Below are 16,029 nucleotides of genomic sequence, written 5' to 3' on the forward strand. Positions count from 1 at the left end.
TCCTTGGAAAGGGTTGTTGAGGGTTGAAGGGAAAAAAAGTGAAATAGCGTCAATGCCGCAATGCGGCTGCGCCGCCGCCAGCCCACAGCCCGGCGGCCACGGCCAGCAGGCCCAGGCCCACGCTGGCCAGCACATAGCCCAAGGCCAGCGCCCACTGACGCTGGAGCAGCAGCGTCAGCGCCTCCAGCCCGAAAGCGGAAAAGGTGGTGAAGCCGCCCAGCACGCCGGTGAACAGAAACAGCCGCAGCGCGGGGCCCAGCCAATCGCCGCGCAGCGCCAGGCCCGCCAGCAGGCCGATGGCCAAACAGCCCAGCAGATTGACTGCCAGCGTGCCCCAGGGCAGCGGCGCCAGCCCTGCCGAGGGCGCGGTGGCGGCGCTCAGGCGCAGGCTCAGGGCGTAGCGGGCGATAGCGCCCAGCAGGCCGCCCAGGCCGACCCACATCCAATAGGGCAGGGCGGCACTGGAGGCGGTGTGCAGCGGCGTGCTCATGCGCGCAGTCCTTTTGTCCGCTGACCCGCCTGTTGCCGTGCTCGCCGACGGGGCGCTGCCTTGGCCAGCGGGTTGTAAGCCAGGGCCTGCTCGATCCAGGTCTGAAACTGTGCCTTGGTTTGCAAGCTGGTCCACTCCACGAACACATAGCCGCGCATGACGCGCTGGCCGTGGCGCATTTCGCGCGTGCCGGGGCGCTCCAGCGCGGCGTCGTGTTGCTCGGGGTGGATGCGGCACAGCAGCTCGTCCTCGCCCACGCCCAGGCACAGCTTGCCGTTGACCATGAAGGCGTAGCCGCCGAACAGGGGTTTTTCTTCCACTTCGGCGCTGGGCGCGCAGGCCAGCAAGGCATCGCGCACGGCGTCGATGCGTTGCAGGGTGTGCGGGTCGATGGGGCGGGCGGCCATGCGGCGGGGCAGCGGCTGCGTTGGCTCAGCGGATCACATCCGGCGCGTCGCCGTCGAGCATGCGGCGGGCGATGATGACGCGCATGATTTCGTTCGTGCCTTCCAGAATCTGGTGCACGCGCGCGTCGCGCAGCAGGCGCTCGAGCGGGTATTCGCGGATGTAGCCGTAGCCACCGTGCAGTTGCAGCGCCTCGTTGATGACTTTGAAGCCAAAGTCCGTGGCAAAGCGCTTGGCCATGGCGCAGTAGGTGGTGGCGTTGGGGTCCTGGCGGTCGAGCTTGCTGGCGGCCAGGCGCACCATTTGGCGTGCGGCCACCAGTTCGGTGGCCATGTCGGCCAGCTTGAATTGCAGCGCCTGGAAGGTGGAGATGGCCTTGCCGAACTGCTGGCGCTCCTGGATGTAGCGCTGCGCCTGGGCCAGCGCGCCCTGCGCGCCGCCGACGGAGCAGGTGGCGATGTTGATGCGCCCACCATCCAGCCCCTTCATGGCGATCTTGAAGCCTTCGCCCTCGTTGCCCAGCAGGTTGTGCGCGGGGATGCGCACGTTGTCGAAGCTGATGGTGCGCGTGGGCTGGCTGTTCCAGCCCATTTTTTGCTCTTTTTTGCCGTAGCTGATGCCCTCGGCGTTGGCAGGCACGGCAAAGGCCGAAACGCCCGATGCCCCGGGGCCGCCGCTGCGCGCCATGAGCACCAGCACGTCGGTGCTGCCCGCGCCGGAGATGAAGGCCTTGCTGCCGTTGATGACGTATTCGTTGCCCACCAGCTCGGCGCGGGTCTTGAGCGAGGCGGCGTCAGAGCCTGCGCCCGGCTCGGTCAGGCAGTAGCTGGCGAGCTTTTGCCCGCTGGTGAGCTGCTCGCCCCATTCCTTGCGCACTTCGTCGCCGCCCCAGGTGCCCAGCATCCAGGTGGCCATGTTGTGGATGGTGATGAAGGCGGTGGTGGAGGGATCGACCGCGGCCATTTCTTCAAACACGAAGGTGGCATCCAGCCGCGGCAGGGCCAGGCCGCCGATGGATTCGGGCGCGTACAGGCCGCAAAAGCCCAGCTCGCCGGACTTGGCAATGGTTTCCTTTGGGAAGTGGCTTTCCTCGTCCCATTGCGCGGCGTAGGGGGCCAGCTCGGCCTGGGCGAAGGCGCGCGCGGTTTCGGCAAAGGCCATTTGGTCTTCGGTGGGTTCAAAGTGCATGGAGTGTCTCCTTGGGTTGTTGTGGTTTGAGGGATGCGTTGGTTTTTCAGTCGCTGCGGCTGGCCCGGTCTCTCCAGCCTACCGGCTTACCATTTGCCTATGACAACGGCCAGCATGCCCGCCGCAATCAGCGGGCCGACGGGCACGCCTTTGAAAAAGGCTACGCCGATGACGGTGCCCACCATCAGGCCAGGCACCAGGCCGGGGTGCTCCATCATCAGCGGCAGGCCGCGCCCGCCCAGCCAGGCCACCAGCACGCCCACCGCCACGGCCAGCAGCGATTGCCAGTGGGTGAAGCTGCGCAGCACATCGGCCAGAGCGATTTTGCCGCTGGCAATGGGCGCCATGACGCCGATGAACAAAATGGTGATGCCCAGATTCAGGCCGTGCTTTTGGATCCAGGGAAAGTACTGCTGCAAGGGCGTCATGCGCACCAGCAGCAGGGCCAGCATGGCGTAGGTGATGCTGTGGTTCTGGCTGACGATGCCCAGGGCGGCGATGGCCAGCAACAACAGCAAAACGGGGTCGAAGGCGGGCATGGGCGCAAAAAATCTTCATCGCAACGGGCATCGCGTGCGCTCATTCCACGCTGTAGCCGTGCATCAGCCAGTGGCGCAGGGCCTGGCGGCGCAGGGCGTGCTGCTCGATCATGCAGGCGTGGTGTGCGCTGGCTGCGGGCGCGTGCAGGTCTGGCCCGGCAGGGGCTGCTTGCTGGCAATGCTGGCGCGCGGTGCGCCGCCATTCGTTCTGGTTGCCGCGCAGGGCGGGGCGCTCATGGGCCGAGAGCACCAGCAGCACGTCGCCATACAGGGTTTCCGTGGCATCGCGCACGGCCTCGAAGTCTTGCAGCGTGCAGGTGGCGGCGGTGCAAGCGGGCGTGGCCGGGGCCAGCGCTTGCGCCTGGGCTTGTGGCGCAGCGGCGCTCAAGGCCAGGGCGGCGATGGCGACAAAAAACAGGGGCGGGCGCAGGCGCATGGCGGTTGGGCGATTGGGCTCAGTCGGTGCGGATCTCGCCGCGCTCGTTGTCCACCATCACAGGGCTGTCGAACCAGGCAATTTGTGGCTCGCTGCCGTATTTGCTGCGCACAAAGGCCTTCCATTCGTCGGTGTACAGTGCCTGGGCGTGGGCTTTGCTCTGCCAGGTGTAGATGCCGCCAGCGGTGCGTCCATCCTCACTGACGATGTAGCGCTTGTGCACCAACCCGGCCACGCTTTGGTATTTGGGCGCGGTGCTCTCGAAAATGCGCTGGGCCTCCTGCCGCGTGACGGGCTGGGGCAGGGCGAAAGTGGTGACGGTGACGAACATCGGCAAATCCTGCGGGCATGGCAATGCGGGGCATGCATGGATGGCAAATGCGGTGGATGCGGGCGCCAGGGCGCGCCGCGCATCCACCGCAAATGGCCAGCAACTTTTGGGTTGCTGGCCGCTGCAGCCCGTGCTTACTTCAGGCTGATGGTGGTGTTCAGGCCGCCGGTGGACTGGTCGTCAAACCAGCGCGCCGTCACCGTCTTGGTCTGGGTGTAGAACAGGATGACCTGCTTGCCGTATGGGCCCAGATCGCCCAGCTTGGATGCGCGCGAGCCGCTGAACGAGAACAGGGGCACGGGCACGGGGATGGGCACGTTGATGCCGACCTGGCCGACGTCGATGTCCTCCTGGAACTTGTGCGCCGCCGCGCCCGATTGCGTGAAGATGGCCGTGCCGTTGCCGTTGGGGTTGGCGTTGATGAACTCGATGGCCTCTTCCAGCGTGGCGGCTTCGACCACGCACAGCACGGGGCCGAAGATTTCCTGGTCGTAAATGGCCATGCCGGGCTTGACGCCGCTGAAGATGGTGGGGCCAACGAAGTTGCCTTTCTCAAAGCCGGGCACGTTGGGCTTGCGGCCGTCGAGCTCCAGCTTGGCGCCATCGGCCACGCCGCGCTCGATCAGCCCTTCGATGCGCGAGAGCGCCGAGCAGGAGATCACGGGGCCCAGATCGGCGCCTTGCTCGGTGCCGGCGCTGACCTTGAGCGTCTTGGCCTTTTCCACCAGCTCGGGCAGCCACTTTTGCGCCTCGCCCACCAGCACGACCACCGGCAGGGCCATGCAGCGCTGGCCTGCGGCGCCGAACGATGCGCCGGCGATGGCGTTGAGGGTTTGCTCCTTGTTCGCATCGGGCAGCACGATGGCGTGGTTCTTCGCGCCCATCATGCACTGCACGCGCTTGCCGGCCAGGCTGGCGCGGTTGTATACGTGCGTGCCGACCTTGGTGGAGCCCACGAAAGACACGGCCTTGATGTCGGGGTGATCGCAAATGGCGTTGACGGCCATCTCACCGCCGTGGATGACGTTGAGCACGCCAGCGGGGATGCCCGCTTCCAGCGCCAGCTCGCACAGGCGCATGGTCACCATCGGGTCTTGCTCGGAGGGCTTGAGCACGAAGGTGTTGCCCGTGGCAATGGCCATGGGGAACATCCACAGCGGGATCATGGCCGGGAAGTTGAACGGCGTGATGCCCGCGCACACGCCCAGCGGTTGCAGCAGGGTGTAGGTGTCCACACCGTTGGCCACGTTGTTGGCCAGCTCGCCCAGTTGCAGGTTGCCCACGGAGGCGGCGTGCTCCACCACTTCCAGGCCGCGGAACACATCGCCCTCGGCGTCGGGCAGGGTCTTGCCTTGCTCGGCGGTGAGCAGGGCGGCCAGCTCCTTCATGTTGGCGCGGATCAGCTCCTGGTATTTCAGGAAGATGCGTGCGCGTGCGCCGATGGGGGTTTTGCGCCAGGTCTTGAAGGCCTCCTTGGCGGCGGCCACGGCCTGGTTGATTTCATCCTGCGTGGCGAAGGGCACGCGGGCCAGCACCTCTTGCGTGGCGGGGTTGATGACTTCGCGCCATTCGGTGGTCTTGGATTCGACAAACTGGCCGTTGATGAGCAGTTTGACGGCGGGGGCCTTCAGGCCTTGTTCGCTGATAGCGTTCATGCGTTGTCTCCTGGATCGAAAGAGGGGGGATGGAAGCGGGGCACATGCGGCCATCGGCCATGGCCTGCGGGGCAGGCGCTTGGGCAAGCGATGGCGCGGCACACGCCGTGCAGCACGCATCTTACTGTGCAAATTTGTTGTATCAATAGCAGAGGCTGCAGTTTATCTCTGCAAATTTGCAAATAGGGGCGATGCGACGGGCAAAGAAAAAGCGCGATGCCCATGCGGGCATCGCGCTGCGTGGCGTGGCATTGGCCGGCCGGAGCCTCAGGGCACGTCGCGGCGGGGCGAGCCGGTGTAGAGCTGGCGCGGGCGGCCGATCTTGTACTCGGGATCGGCAATCATCTCGTTGAGCTGGGCGATCCAGCCCACGGTGCGCGCCAGCGCGAAGATGCCGGTGAACAGGTTGACCGGGATGCCGATGGCGCGCTGCACGATGCCCGAGTAGAAGTCCACGTTGGGATAGAGCTTGCGCTGCACGAAGTAGTCGTCTTCCAGCGCGATTTGCTCCAGCTTCTTGGCCAGCGCGAACAGCGGGTCGTTTTCCAGGCCCAGCTCGGCAAGCACCTCGTTGCAGGTTTCCTGCATGAGCTTGGCGCGCGGGTCGTAGTTCTTGTAGACGCGGTGGCCAAAGCCCATCAGGCGCACGCCGGAGTTCTTGTCCTTGACCTTTTCCATGAACTCGCCGACCTTGGCCACGCCGCCCATCTTCTGGATGTCTTCGAGCATGTTCAGGCAGGCCTCGTTGGCGCCGCCGTGGGCCGGGCCCCACAGGCAGGCCACGCCCGCGGCGATGGCGGCAAACGGGTTGGTGCCCGAGGAGCCGCACAGGCGCACGGTGGAGGTGGAGGCGTTTTGCTCGTGGTCGGCGTGCAGGATGAAGATGCGGTCCAGCGCCTTTTCAATGACGGGGTTGACCTTGTACTCCTCGCACGGGGTGCCGAACATCATGCGCATGAAGTTGCCGGCGTAGCTGAGGTTGTTCTGCGGGTACATGTACGGCTCGCCCTTGCCGTACTTGTAGGCCATGGCCACCAGCGTGGGCATCTTGGCGATGAGCTGGATGGCGGCGCGGTCGCGGTGCTCGGGGTTATGGATGTCGGTGTTCTCGTGATAGAAGGCCGACATGCCGCCCACCAGGCCGGTGAGCACGGCCATGGGGTGCGCGTCGCGGCGGAAGCCCCGCAGGAAGAACTGCATCTGCTCGTTGACCATGGTGTGCTTGAGCACGAGCTGGTGGAAGTCTTCGCGCTGCTGGGCGTTGGGCAGCTCGCCCTTGAGCAGCAGGTAGCAGGTGTCGAGGTAGTCGCATTTTTCGGCCAGCTGCTCGATGGGGTAGCCGCGATAGAGCAGCTCGCCCTTGTCGCCGTCGATGTAGGTGATGGCCGACTGGCAGGCCGCGGTGGACAGAAAACCGGGGTCGTAGGTGAACATGCCGGTCTGGCCGTAGAGCTTGCGGATGTCGATCACGTCCGGGCCGATGGTGCCTTCGTAAACGGGCAGCTCGACCGATGCCTTGCCATTGCTGAATGAGAGGGTGGCTTTGTTGTCGGACAACTTCATGGTTCTCTTCCTTTGGTGGGGCCAGGGCGGCAGTGCGGCTTGCGCGGTGCAGCGCATGGGGCCATGCCTGGCGGGAGGGTTTCGAAAAGGCGGTTGCAGGGGAGGGTGTGCCGGGCGGCTGCGCGTTGGCTGCGGCAGGCCTGGGGCGAGGGGGCCTCAGGCCATCGAGGGGGGCTTGGCGGGGCGCATCAGCTCCAGCACGGCTCGGATCGCGGGGGTATCAGTCTCTCCTTCAGGCTCCTTGCGACGCAGCAGCAGATCCAGCAGGTCGTTGTCGGCCAGGTTCATCAGCGCCGTGACAGCCATGCCTTGCTCGACCGTCAGGGCGTTGCCGTGGGCCTTGAAGAAGCGCTCGATCAGCAAATCGTTTTCCAGCAGGCCGCGGCGGCTGCGCCAGTGCAGCTGGCGCAGCTCCAGCTCGCTGAGCAGCCGCTGGGCGGGCTGCCCGGCAGCGGCACTGCAAGTGGCGGTGGGGGCGGTGGGCTCGGTCATAAACGCTGGCGGGGCCAAGGGGCTCAGATGGCGCGGCGCACCATCAATTCCTTGATCTTGCCGATGGCGCGCGTGGGGTTCAGACCTTTGGGGCAGACGTCCACGCAGTTCATGATGGTGTGGCAGCGGAACAGGCGGTAGGGGTCTTCCAGATTGTCCAGGCGCGCGCCGGTGGCGGTGTCGCGACTGTCGGCGATGAAGCGGTAGGCCTGCAGCAGGCCGGCGGGGCCGACGAACTTGTCCGGATTCCACCAGAAGCTCGGGCAGCTGGTGGAGCAGCTGGCGCACAGAATGCACTCGTACAGGCCGTTGAGCTCTTCGCGCTCCTCGGGCGATTGCAGGCGCTCCTTCTCGGCCGAGGCGTAGATGTCGCTTTGCAGATAGGGCTTGATGCTGTGGTACTGCTTGAAGAACTGCGTCATGTCCACGATCAGGTCGCGGATCACCGGCAGGCCCGGCAGCGGCTTGAGCACGATGGTGCCCTGCAGCGTGTTCATGTTGGTCAGGCAGGCCAGGCCGTTCTTGCCGTTGATGTTCATGGCGTCCGAGCCGCACACGCCCTCGCGGCAGGAGCGGCGAAAGGCGATGGACGGGTCCTTGGCCTTGAGCTTGACCAGCGCGTCGAGCAGCATGCGCTCATGCCCGTCGAGCTCGACCTCGACTTCCTGCATGTAGGGCTTGGCGTCCTTGTCGGGGTCGTAGCGGTAGATCTGGAATTTGCGGATTGTCATGGTGTCTAGGCTCTCGTGAGGCTCTGCGGTGGCCGGTGGATGATTAGAAGGTGCGCACTTTGGGCGGAACGCTCTCGACCGTCAGCGGCTTGAGGTTCACGGGCTTGTAGTCCAGGCGGTTGCCATCGCTGTACCACAGCGTGTGCTTCATCCATTCCTTGTCGTTGCGGCCCAGCGGCGCCTCCGGGTCATCGGCAGGGCGCTCGTAATCGTAGACGGTGTGCGCGCCGCGGCATTCCTTGCGCGCTGCGGCCGAGGTCATGGTGGCCTGGGCGACTTCGATCAGGTTGTCCACCTCCAGCGCTTCCATGCGGGCGGTGTTCCAGACCTTGGACTTGTCCTGCAGCGTGACGCTGCCGACCTTGTCGCGGATGGCGTTGATTTTGACCACGCCCTCGTCCATGCCCTTTTGGGTGCGGAACACGCCGGCGTGCTGTTGCATGGTCTGGCGGATTTCGTTGGCGATGTCCTGCGAGTAGATGCCCGAGCTCGAAGCCTGCAGGCGGTTCAGGCGCGCCAGCGTGCGATCGGCCGCATCGGCTGGCAGCGGCTTGTGCGCGGCCTGGGCCTTGACGGTTTGCACGATGTGCCGGCCGGCGGACTTGCCGAACACCAGCAGGTCCAGCAGGGAGTTCGTGCCCAGGCGGTTGGCGCCATGCACCGAGACGCAGGAGCACTCGCCCACGGCATACAGGCCGCCGACGACTTCGGCATTGTTGGTCTGCGTCTTGATGACCACCTGGCCATTGATGTTGGTGGGGATGCCGCCCATCTGGTAGTGGATGGTGGGCACCACGGGAATGGGCACCTTGGTGATGTCCACGTTGGCGAAGTTGTGGCCGATCTCCTCCACCGAGGGCAGGCGCTTGCGGATGGTCTCCGCGCCCAGGTGGGTCATGTCCATCAGGATGTAGTCCTTGTTCGGGCCACAGCCGCGGCCTTCCTTGATCTCCTGGTCCATGGAGCGCGAGACGAAGTCGCGCGGCGCCAAGTCCTTGAGCGTGGGGGCGTAGCGCTCCATGAAGCGCTCGCCCTCGCTGTTTCGCAGGATGGCGCCCTCACCGCGGCAGCCTTCGGTCAGCAGCACGCCCGCGCCGGCCACGCCGGTGGGGTGGAACTGCCAGAACTCCATGTCCTGCAGCGGGATGCCCGCGCGTGCGGCCATGCCCAGGCCATCGCCGGTGTTGATGAAGGCGTTGGTCGAGGCGGCAAAGATGCGGCCTGCGCCGCCGGTGGCCAGCAGCACGACCTTGGACTGCAGGATGTAGAGATCGCCGGTCTCCAGCTCCAGCGCGGTCACGCCGACCACGTCGCCGTCCTGATCGCGGATCAAATCCAGCGCCATCCACTCGACGAAGAAGTTGGTCTTTTCCTTGACGTTTTGCTGGTAGAGCGTGTGCAGCATGGCGTGGCCGGTGCGGTCGGCGGCGGCGCAGGCGCGCTGCACGGGCTTTTCGCCGTAGTTGGCGGTGTGGCCGCCAAAGGGGCGCTGGTAGATGGTGCCGTCGGGGTTGCGGTCAAACGGCATGCCGAAGTGTTCCAGCTCGATGACGACGTTGGGCGCCTCACGGCACATGAACTCGATGGCGTCCTGGTCGCCCAGCCAGTCGCTGCCCTTGATGGTGTCGTAGAAGTGGTAGTGCCAGTTGTCCTCGCTCATGTTGCCCAGCGAGGCGGACACGCCACCCTGGGCCGCCACGGTGTGCGAGCGGGTCGGGAAGACCTTGGACAGCGAGGCCACGGACAGGCCCGCGCGCGAGAGCTCCAGCGCGGCGCGCAGACCGGAGCCGCCCGCGCCGACGATGACGGCGTCGAACTTGCGGGTGATGATGTTTTCTTTGGAGTAGCTCATGGTGTTGGGAAATCGTGGTGTCTCAAAGCGGGGCGGGGATCGTTGTCTTTGCGGGGCCGGCGCTGGCCGCTTGTTGCGACTTCAGGCGCCTGGCCCGGCAAGCGCGGCTGCGGCCAGGGTGGTCAGGGCGGTCAGAGGCGCCACAGGATCTGGAAGACCCAGCCGGCGCAGCCCACCAGCCAGACGATGGTCAGCACATCCATGAACAGGCGCAGGCCCGCTGCGGGGACATAGTCCATCCAGATGTCGCGCACGCCGACCCAGGCGTGCCAGAGCACGGCCACGGCGGTGACGAAGGCGAACAGGCGCATCCACTGCGCATCGAAGATGGCGCGCCAGGCGGCGTAGTCGATCGGGCCCTTGGTAAAGCACACCTGGGCCATGAGCACCAGGGCAAACAGGGCGATCAGGATGGCGGTGATGCGCTGGCTGAGCCAGTCGCGCAGGCCGTAGTGGGCGCCGACCACAAGGCGCTTGGAACCGTAGTTGATGGACATGGGAAAGAACTCCTAGGATGGGATGCGGGCGGGCGCGGTGCCGTGGGCTTGGGGGCTCAGTACAGGCCGAAGACCTTGGCGCCAAACACCACGGTCAGGCCCAGGCTGATGGCAAACGAGGCCAGCGCCGACTTGCGGCCGAACTCCTTGGTGACGCTGTGGTGGTCCACGTCCATCCACAGGTGGCGGATGCCGGCGCAGAGGTGGTGCAGGAAGGCCCAGACCAGCACCAGCACGCCCAGGCGCACCAGAAAGCCGGGGAAGATCCACAGGCCCGTGCGGAAGATGCTGGTGGCCTTTGCGAAGGTTTCTGGCGAGCGCAGCGACATGTCCAGCAGCCACAGCAGCACGGGCAGCAGCAGGAACATGATCGCGCCGCTGACCCGGTGCAGGATCGACAGCACCCCTGCTGGCGGCAGGCGGTAGGTGCGCACATCGTGAAACAGGTTGATGTTGCGAAATTCAGGCCTTTTCTTTGCGACTTCATTCATGGGCGTATGTCTTTCTGTGCAGGGGGGCGGGGCGATGCGTTGAAACAGCGGTCGACTCAAGCAGGCTGCAGCGCAGCAGGCAGCGATGGGCCTGTTTCAGGCAAAACGGCAGGATTTTAGACCCAACCATTCCGGCTGGCCGACAACTGCGGCCATTTGTGACAACAATGTAAAACGCATGGGCGCGCCGGAGCGGGGCGCCGTGTTCAGTTCAGCTCATTCAAATAGTGGTGGGTATCGGTGCGGTACAGACCGTGGCGCACCTCCATCGGCACATCGTTGTAGGTGTAGGCCAGGCGCTCGACGGCTAGCAGCGGCGAGCCCGGCGGCACCTGCAGCAGCGCGGCGGTCTGGGCATCGGGCGCGGCAATGGCCTTGAGCTTCTCGACCGCGCGCACCATGCGCACGCCGAACTCCTTTTCCAGCAGCGCATAGGTCGGGCCAGGGTAGCTGGCGATTTGTTCGGTGCTGATGCCCTTGAAGGTGTTGCCAGGCAGCCAGATGTCCTCCAGCACCGAGGGCACGCCCTGCATCGACAGCGTGCGGCGGATGTGCACCACGGCATCACTGCTGCGCAGGCCCAGCTGCGCGGCCAGCTCGGCACTGGCGCGGCTGCGCTTGCACTGCAGGATGTGGCGCTGCGCGGCGCCTTCCTCGTCCAGATCGCCGGCGTCGGGGCGCAGGCGCAGAAAGCGGTATTGCACCTGCTGCTCGGAGTGCGTGGCCACGAACGTGCCCTTGCCCTGGCGGCGCACCAGCAGGTTCTCGGCGGCCAGCTCGTCGATGGCCTTGCGCACCGTGCCCTGGCTGACGCGCAACTGCTGCGACAGCTCCATCTCGCTGGGGATGGCCTGCCCGGGCTGCCATTGCCCGGCCTGCAGCTTTTGCAGCAGCAAATCCTTGATCTGGCGATACAGCGGGCTGAATGAAGGGGGGGGCAGGGTGCCAGCTGCGCCATGACTGGCCTTGGCTGCCCCGTGAAGCTCGGTCATGTGTGGGGGCGACGCGGCGCTTGCGGCGCGTCGGAAACGAAAGCACAGCTGTGCAGAACAACAAAACGCCGCCTTGCGGCAGCGTGCGCGATTCTACCGCCGGCCGGCCCGGCGCATCAATATCTTATATAAGACATAGGATTGCCTGGATGCGCCTCTGACGCGCTTGGGCCTGGCTCGGGGCGGCTGACCATGTACTGCTGTACGAACTGGGCAAAACCGGCCGAGACCTCGACGTGGCCGTAACGCAGTTGCCGGGCATAGGTTGGCCATTCGGCATGCCGGCGGGCGATGGTGATGGGGCATTCGCGGCGGATGGCGAGGTAATCCACATCACGGCGCCAGGGGATGGAAGTCTTCAGCCATTGGGAAGCGGTAAGCGTGCGCGCCGGTGATTTGGCCCACGGCAGTGAAGGCCTGGTATTTCTGCGCCTCGCCCAAGCGCCGGGTGGGGCTGTAGTACAGCAGCCAGTCGCCCGGCTGCATGCGTTGAAGCGGCGCGGCCTTGCCATGGCAGAGCTGGCAAAAGCCACCAGCCACGCCGCGCAGCACATGCGCGCGGCTGACGACGCCGAGCCAATACCTCATGGCTTCTCCTTGCGGCGGCGGGGCTATCAGTTGGGGATTGATTGACATCGGAGGCACCTGTGTTTGCCAATCCATCGCCTCATTTCTGTTGCCGTGGGTGGATGGTTGCTTGTTTTATGCGATGTCTGCATAGACGTACATGTCCACATCGATTTGCGTGCCGGTCAGGTAACAGAACTCAATGACCTCGCTATCCAAATAAAGCGCCGGTGTGCTTGCTTCGGGATACATGGTGGGCACGACGGTGATCCAAAACTGCACTGCATATTGCTGCCGCAGCGCATTGAGCGCATGGATTTTGTCGTGCAGTTGCAAGGCAATGCGTTGGCATTGCAGGCCTGCATCGAAGACAGGTTCCTGTTGCAGGCAAGCACTCCAATTGGAGGTGCGATAGGGCTTGCCCAGAGGATTTCTATCCCCTTGCCGCCACGCCCGGTGCGGCTGAATGCCCAGCAGGGCGGTGATCGCTGCAGGATCAAAATTTCCGTTTTCGACCGCGACATGCGACAGCGGGTCTGTGCCAGTACGAAGCGTCTGGGTTTGTGAGGAGATGCTGAAGTAGCTGTAGCACTGGACTTGAGGCATGGGGCTATGGCATTCAGGAGTGGGCGTTTCAGTCTGTCAAAACTATGGCAGTTTGGCGGCAGGCTTCATCAAGGCTCTATCCAGAGCCTGGCCCAGGCCGACCCTGCAGGTGCCTGCGCTGGGTTCGTGCGGAGTACCCCTGAGTGGCGCGGCCTTGCCATGGCAGAGCTGGCAAAAGCCACCAGCCACGCCGCGCAGCACACGCTCACGGTTGACGATGCAGAGCCAATACCTTATGGCTTTTGCTTGCGGCGGCGCGGCGGCGCGGCGGGGCGGCGCTCAGCTCCTGGTTGTGGCGCAGCGCCAGCGCCAGCAGGTCTTCCAGCATGGGAAAGGCGGTTTCGTCCAGGTCGATATAGCCGCGGTATTCGCGGCCTTTCATTACCGTGGTGCGCACGCCTTCGTGCGCCAGCGCGGCGTCGTGCTGGGCCTTGCCGATGCGCAGCATCACCTCGCAGTCGCGGCCACTGATGCCGACGCACAGCTTGCCGCGCACCATGAAGGCCAAGCCGCCGAACATCTTTTTCTCGGTGATGTCGCTCAGCGCCACGCCATCGGGCAGGCGCTTGACCAGCAGACGGCGGACTTGGGCGGCGAGGTCGGAGTCGAAGGCCATGGCTTGTTCTGGCTTAAATCTGGCCTGCCCAAGGGTTGAACAGGCGCGCGCCGGTTCGTTCGAAATCCTGGGTATTGCGGGTGACCAGCGTCATGCCATGCGCCAGCGCGGTGGCCGCGATCATGGAATCACGCCGCGCTTTGGGATCGGGCACATGCATGGGGGCGCACAGCAGGGCCTCGCGCTCGCCAAAGGGCAGGATGCGCCCGGCAAAGGCCTGGTGCACTGCGGTGGCCCAGCGCCGCAGGGCTTGTCCTGCGGCAGGGTCGCGCCGCTCCACGCGCAGCACGCCTTCTTCCTGCTCCAAGATGGTGATGGCCGAGAGATAAAACAGGCTTTGCGTCACGGTGGCCGCCCATTGCCGCACCTGCGGCGAGGGTTGGGGTTTGCCGGGGCGCAGCTCGGCCAATACGTTGCTGTCGAGCAGATACATGGCCTTACTCGCTGTGCAGCTCAAGCCCGATGGGGGTGATCTCGAAATCGCCCGCCTCGGAGGAGTCGGGCAGGCTGTCCATCAGATCCAGCAGCGATTGCGCTGGCTGTGCGCCGGTGATGGCGCGGTATTGCTCGATGTTCATCAGCACAAAAGCAGGCTCGCCCCGATCGGTGATGAACACCGGCCCTTGCTTGGCCAGGCTTTTGGCGCTGCTGACGTTGTGGCCGAACTCGCGGCTGCTGAGGGTATGGATCATGGCGCGTTTCCTTTGGACGGCTGTCAGATACAGTCAGATTGTGGCTACGTAGCTACAACTGTCAAGCCGGGGACGCCGAACCCTTTTGCTCGGCGATGCCGCTCACCGCCACGCCATCGGGCAGGCGCTTGAGCAGCAGGCGGCGGACGTGGGCGGCGAGGTCGGGGTTGATCGGCATGGGCTGCTCCTGTCTGGGCGGTTTGGAGATGGCGGCCTGTATGCGCAGCAGGCGGGCGTTGCGCCTTGGGCTGGGCGCGGGCTATAGCCTCGCTATGACTTCCATGGCGCTTTTTTCCTTGCCGGATAACGCCTTCAAGGTTTGCGAGGCTTGAGCGATGTATTGGAAGTCCTGGCTTTCGCCTGCCTTTTCAAACAACTCGGCCACCTGCTGCCAGAGGCTGGCAATTTCCACAAAGGCTTCATGCCCGGTCTTCAGTGGCTCAAGCGGCAGCAGCCGGTGGCTTTCGAGCAAAAAATCCCGATAGATGTTTCTGAACAAGGCGCCGCCGGTTCCGGCGCGCTCCATCAGCATGGCCGCCGTTTTGAATTCATGCTCGATGTTGTGGCTGGTCTTGAACCATTTTTGGATTTCTGCGCTGGCTTTTGAAATTCCTTTGTAGCCAATATTGGTAATGGGCGGGTTCAGGTATTCGCGGGCGTTGTTGCGGATGGCCGCCGGGATGGCTTTTTCAAGCTCGAAATGCTTGCCGGAAGGCCGGAGCGTGTAATACAGGTGTTTGGATGCCATGAAGCCTTTTTCAGCTCTGGCCCGCGCCAGGCTGTCCAGGCTGGTTTTGACCTGCACGCCTTGTGGCTCGGTATCAATCAGGAAGGCATTTTCAGTGTCATAGCCATAGATGGCGACATAATGCCCTGCAAAATGCGCAGCGTTTTTGAAGTATTCAAGATGAAAGCAATCGAGCTTCAGTCCCACGACATGCCCATCGTCCAGAAGCTGTTTGACATGGCTCCAGGCTTTTTGCGGGGATGAAGTCTCTTTTTCAATCAGTTCAAGCTGGAGGTTTCTGGCAATGTTTTGCGTCAGGATGCCGGGTTTGACCCGGCCGCCGATGAAGGGGGCGGGCATGGACTTCATCTGCCAGAAAATAAAACCCAGCCCTTCGCCCAGCCCAAAAAGCATGGGCTCGGACAGCTCAATCCCCAGTTGCCGCAGCAGGGTGCCGGTGGCGGTGGTTTCGCAGTGTTGGCCAATAAAGGGCTGGACGTTTTCTATCTTCATGGTCTTTCCTCCATCGATCTCAATCAGGCGCTCATCTGCTCGGCGCGGGCGAAGGCGGGGCGGGCCAGGTGGCGCTGCATGTAGGCCAGCAGCAGCGGGTCGGCGGGGATGGCCTGGGCGCGGTGGATCAAGAAGGCCAAAAGGCCGCTGTAATACACGTCCAGCGCGCTGAACTGCTGGCCGACGATGTAGTCACGGCCTTGCAGATGGTTTTTCAGCGTGGCGAGCAGGGTGTCGAAATCGCCATAGCCGATGGCGATGCGCTGCTCGGGCGTGTTGTGCACGCCGCGCCAGCGGTCGAAGGCGGCGTATTCCAGATGCAGGGCCAGGCACAGCCAGCGGTAATAGGCGCCGCGCTCGGGCGTGCCAGCGGCGGGAATCAGCTGCTTGTGCGGGTGCAGCTCGGCCAGGTAGCTGAGGATGGCGACGGTTTCGGTAATCACCGCCTCGCCGTGCTTGAGCGCGGGCACCTTGCCCATCGGGTTGATGGCAAGAAATTCGGGCGTTTTCAGCGCCGCGCCGAGGGCGAGCGGCACCACTTCATAGCGGGCCTCGCATTCTTCCAGCATCCACAGCACGTTGTTGCCGCGGGAAGGAAAGGCGGTGTAGAGGGTGAGTTGGGCGGACATGCGCGATCTCCAAAAGG

At 64.5% G+C, this 16,029-nt stretch carries 22 protein-coding genes; all 22 read right to left on the bottom strand.

Annotation, left to right across the window (positions count from 1 at the left end; all coding sequences use genetic code 11):
- Nucleotides 1–49: 49 nt before the first annotated feature.
- Nucleotides 50–490, bottom strand: coding sequence for a fluoride efflux transporter CrcB (gene crcB, locus CK625_RS01310; protein ID WP_095538456.1), 441 nt, complete (start codon nt 488–490; stop codon nt 50–52).
- Complete coding sequence (locus tag CK625_RS01315; protein ID WP_095538457.1) at nt 487–897, bottom strand: TfoX/Sxy family protein; 411 nt, start codon at nt 895–897, stop codon at nt 487–489. Before CK625_RS01315 ends, crcB begins: the two co-directional genes overlap by 4 nt.
- 25 nt (nt 898–922) lie before the next feature.
- Nucleotides 923–2,083, bottom strand: a complete 1,161-nt coding sequence (locus tag CK625_RS01320; protein WP_095538458.1) for an acyl-CoA dehydrogenase family protein — start codon at nt 2,081–2,083, stop codon at nt 923–925.
- 86 nt (nt 2,084–2,169) lie between these two features.
- The gene (locus CK625_RS01325; protein WP_095538459.1) at nt 2,170–2,622 is read right to left on the bottom strand and encodes a DUF441 domain-containing protein; all 453 of its coding nucleotides are present in this window, start codon (nt 2,620–2,622) and stop codon (nt 2,170–2,172) included.
- A gap of 40 nt (nt 2,623–2,662) precedes the next feature.
- Nucleotides 2,663–3,058: a lysozyme inhibitor LprI family protein gene (locus tag CK625_RS01330; RefSeq protein WP_095538460.1), complete on the bottom strand. Its 396-nt coding sequence runs from the start codon at nt 3,056–3,058 to the stop codon at nt 2,663–2,665.
- A 19-nt stretch (nt 3,059–3,077) separates the two neighbouring features.
- Nucleotides 3,078–3,389, bottom strand: coding sequence for a monooxygenase (locus CK625_RS01335; RefSeq protein WP_095538461.1), 312 nt, complete (start codon nt 3,387–3,389; stop codon nt 3,078–3,080).
- A gap of 134 nt (nt 3,390–3,523) precedes the next feature.
- Nucleotides 3,524–5,044 carry a CoA-acylating methylmalonate-semialdehyde dehydrogenase gene (locus tag CK625_RS01340; RefSeq protein WP_095538462.1) on the bottom strand — a complete coding sequence of 507 codons (1,521 nt, stop codon included), beginning with the start codon at nt 5,042–5,044 and terminating at the stop codon, nt 3,524–3,526.
- Nucleotides 5,045–5,311: 267 nt separating this feature from the next.
- Complete coding sequence (locus tag CK625_RS01345; RefSeq protein WP_095538463.1) at nt 5,312–6,607, bottom strand: citrate synthase; 1,296 nt, start codon at nt 6,605–6,607, stop codon at nt 5,312–5,314.
- Between the two features lie 156 nt (nt 6,608–6,763).
- Nucleotides 6,764–7,099 (bottom strand): succinate dehydrogenase assembly factor 2, encoded by a 336-nt coding sequence (locus tag CK625_RS01350; RefSeq protein ID WP_095538464.1) that lies wholly within the window; start codon nt 7,097–7,099, stop codon nt 6,764–6,766.
- A gap of 23 nt (nt 7,100–7,122) precedes the next feature.
- On the bottom strand, nt 7,123–7,830 hold the full coding sequence (locus CK625_RS01355; protein ID WP_095538465.1) for a succinate dehydrogenase iron-sulfur subunit: 708 nt from the start codon (nt 7,828–7,830) through the stop codon (nt 7,123–7,125).
- Nucleotides 7,831–7,873: 43 nt separating this feature from the next.
- Nucleotides 7,874–9,682: a succinate dehydrogenase flavoprotein subunit gene (sdhA, locus tag CK625_RS01360; protein WP_095538466.1), complete on the bottom strand. Its 1,809-nt coding sequence runs from the start codon at nt 9,680–9,682 to the stop codon at nt 7,874–7,876.
- Between the two features lie 131 nt (nt 9,683–9,813).
- Nucleotides 9,814–10,179, bottom strand: coding sequence for a succinate dehydrogenase, hydrophobic membrane anchor protein (gene sdhD / locus CK625_RS01365; RefSeq protein ID WP_095538467.1), 366 nt, complete (start codon nt 10,177–10,179; stop codon nt 9,814–9,816).
- A 56-nt stretch (nt 10,180–10,235) separates the two neighbouring features.
- Nucleotides 10,236–10,670 (bottom strand): succinate dehydrogenase, cytochrome b556 subunit, encoded by a 435-nt coding sequence (sdhC, locus tag CK625_RS01370; protein ID WP_095538468.1) that lies wholly within the window; start codon nt 10,668–10,670, stop codon nt 10,236–10,238.
- 206 nt (nt 10,671–10,876) lie between these two features.
- The gene (locus CK625_RS01375) at nt 10,877–11,662 is read right to left on the bottom strand and encodes a GntR family transcriptional regulator (RefSeq protein ID WP_095538469.1); all 786 of its coding nucleotides are present in this window, start codon (nt 11,660–11,662) and stop codon (nt 10,877–10,879) included.
- A gap of 116 nt (nt 11,663–11,778) precedes the next feature.
- Entirely contained in the window at nt 11,779–11,994 is a 216-nt protein-coding gene (locus CK625_RS14015; RefSeq protein WP_238945444.1) for a hypothetical protein, read from the bottom strand.
- A 1-nt stretch (nt 11,995) separates the two neighbouring features.
- Nucleotides 11,996–12,250 (bottom strand): EVE domain-containing protein, encoded by a 255-nt coding sequence (locus CK625_RS14020; protein WP_238945445.1) that lies wholly within the window; start codon nt 12,248–12,250, stop codon nt 11,996–11,998.
- Between the two features lie 114 nt (nt 12,251–12,364).
- The gene (locus tag CK625_RS01385) at nt 12,365–12,835 is read right to left on the bottom strand and encodes a DUF4279 domain-containing protein (RefSeq protein WP_095538470.1); all 471 of its coding nucleotides are present in this window, start codon (nt 12,833–12,835) and stop codon (nt 12,365–12,367) included.
- A 205-nt stretch (nt 12,836–13,040) separates the two neighbouring features.
- On the bottom strand, nt 13,041–13,451 hold the full coding sequence (locus CK625_RS01395) for a TfoX/Sxy family protein (protein WP_095538471.1): 411 nt from the start codon (nt 13,449–13,451) through the stop codon (nt 13,041–13,043).
- Between the two features lie 13 nt (nt 13,452–13,464).
- On the bottom strand, nt 13,465–13,884 hold the full coding sequence (locus CK625_RS01400) for a type II toxin-antitoxin system VapC family toxin (protein ID WP_095538472.1): 420 nt from the start codon (nt 13,882–13,884) through the stop codon (nt 13,465–13,467).
- 4 nt (nt 13,885–13,888) lie between these two features.
- Nucleotides 13,889–14,143, bottom strand: coding sequence for a type II toxin-antitoxin system prevent-host-death family antitoxin (locus CK625_RS01405; protein WP_095538473.1), 255 nt, complete (start codon nt 14,141–14,143; stop codon nt 13,889–13,891).
- A 259-nt stretch (nt 14,144–14,402) separates the two neighbouring features.
- Nucleotides 14,403–15,383 (bottom strand): BtrH N-terminal domain-containing protein, encoded by a 981-nt coding sequence (locus CK625_RS01410; protein WP_095538474.1) that lies wholly within the window; start codon nt 15,381–15,383, stop codon nt 14,403–14,405.
- Nucleotides 15,384–15,406: 23 nt separating this feature from the next.
- The gene (locus tag CK625_RS01415; protein WP_095538475.1) at nt 15,407–16,012 is read right to left on the bottom strand and encodes a glutathione S-transferase family protein; all 606 of its coding nucleotides are present in this window, start codon (nt 16,010–16,012) and stop codon (nt 15,407–15,409) included.
- Between the last annotated feature and the right edge of the window lie 17 nt (nt 16,013–16,029).

This window comes from Vandammella animalimorsus, assembly GCF_002285265.1.
In the GTDB taxonomy this organism is placed as follows: Bacteria; Pseudomonadota; Gammaproteobacteria; order Burkholderiales; family Burkholderiaceae_C; genus Lampropedia.

Excerpts from the sequence above, each read along its gene's own strand:
- crcB (WP_095538456.1), bottom strand. The coding sequence starts at position 490 with ATGAGCACGCCGCTGCACACCGCCTCCAGTGCCGCCCTGCCCTATTGG.
- CK625_RS01315 (WP_095538457.1), bottom strand. The coding sequence starts at position 897 with ATGGCCGCCCGCCCCATCGACCCGCACACCCTGCAACGCATCGACGCC.
- CK625_RS01320 (WP_095538458.1), bottom strand. The coding sequence starts at position 2,083 with ATGCACTTTGAACCCACCGAAGACCAAATGGCCTTTGCCGAAACCGCG.
- CK625_RS01325 (WP_095538459.1), bottom strand. The coding sequence starts at position 2,622 with ATGCCCGCCTTCGACCCCGTTTTGCTGTTGTTGCTGGCCATCGCCGCC.
- CK625_RS01330 (WP_095538460.1), bottom strand. The coding sequence starts at position 3,058 with ATGCGCCTGCGCCCGCCCCTGTTTTTTGTCGCCATCGCCGCCCTGGCC.
- CK625_RS01335 (WP_095538461.1), bottom strand. The coding sequence starts at position 3,389 with ATGTTCGTCACCGTCACCACTTTCGCCCTGCCCCAGCCCGTCACGCGG.
- CK625_RS01340 (WP_095538462.1), bottom strand. The coding sequence starts at position 5,044 with ATGAACGCTATCAGCGAACAAGGCCTGAAGGCCCCCGCCGTCAAACTG.
- CK625_RS01345 (WP_095538463.1), bottom strand. The coding sequence starts at position 6,607 with ATGAAGTTGTCCGACAACAAAGCCACCCTCTCATTCAGCAATGGCAAG.
- CK625_RS01350 (WP_095538464.1), bottom strand. The coding sequence starts at position 7,099 with ATGACCGAGCCCACCGCCCCCACCGCCACTTGCAGTGCCGCTGCCGGG.
- CK625_RS01355 (WP_095538465.1), bottom strand. The coding sequence starts at position 7,830 with ATGACAATCCGCAAATTCCAGATCTACCGCTACGACCCCGACAAGGAC.
- sdhA (WP_095538466.1), bottom strand. The coding sequence starts at position 9,682 with ATGAGCTACTCCAAAGAAAACATCATCACCCGCAAGTTCGACGCCGTC.
- sdhD (WP_095538467.1), bottom strand. The coding sequence starts at position 10,179 with ATGTCCATCAACTACGGTTCCAAGCGCCTTGTGGTCGGCGCCCACTAC.
- sdhC (WP_095538468.1), bottom strand. The coding sequence starts at position 10,670 with ATGAATGAAGTCGCAAAGAAAAGGCCTGAATTTCGCAACATCAACCTG.
- CK625_RS01375 (WP_095538469.1), bottom strand. The coding sequence starts at position 11,662 with ATGACCGAGCTTCACGGGGCAGCCAAGGCCAGTCATGGCGCAGCTGGC.
- CK625_RS14020 (WP_238945445.1), bottom strand. The coding sequence starts at position 12,250 with ATGAGGTATTGGCTCGGCGTCGTCAGCCGCGCGCATGTGCTGCGCGGC.
- CK625_RS01385 (WP_095538470.1), bottom strand. The coding sequence starts at position 12,835 with ATGCCTCAAGTCCAGTGCTACAGCTACTTCAGCATCTCCTCACAAACC.
- CK625_RS01395 (WP_095538471.1), bottom strand. The coding sequence starts at position 13,451 with ATGGCCTTCGACTCCGACCTCGCCGCCCAAGTCCGCCGTCTGCTGGTC.
- CK625_RS01400 (WP_095538472.1), bottom strand. The coding sequence starts at position 13,884 with ATGTATCTGCTCGACAGCAACGTATTGGCCGAGCTGCGCCCCGGCAAA.
- CK625_RS01405 (WP_095538473.1), bottom strand. The coding sequence starts at position 14,143 with ATGATCCATACCCTCAGCAGCCGCGAGTTCGGCCACAACGTCAGCAGC.
- CK625_RS01410 (WP_095538474.1), bottom strand. The coding sequence starts at position 15,383 with ATGAAGATAGAAAACGTCCAGCCCTTTATTGGCCAACACTGCGAAACC.
- CK625_RS01415 (WP_095538475.1), bottom strand. The coding sequence starts at position 16,012 with ATGTCCGCCCAACTCACCCTCTACACCGCCTTTCCTTCCCGCGGCAAC.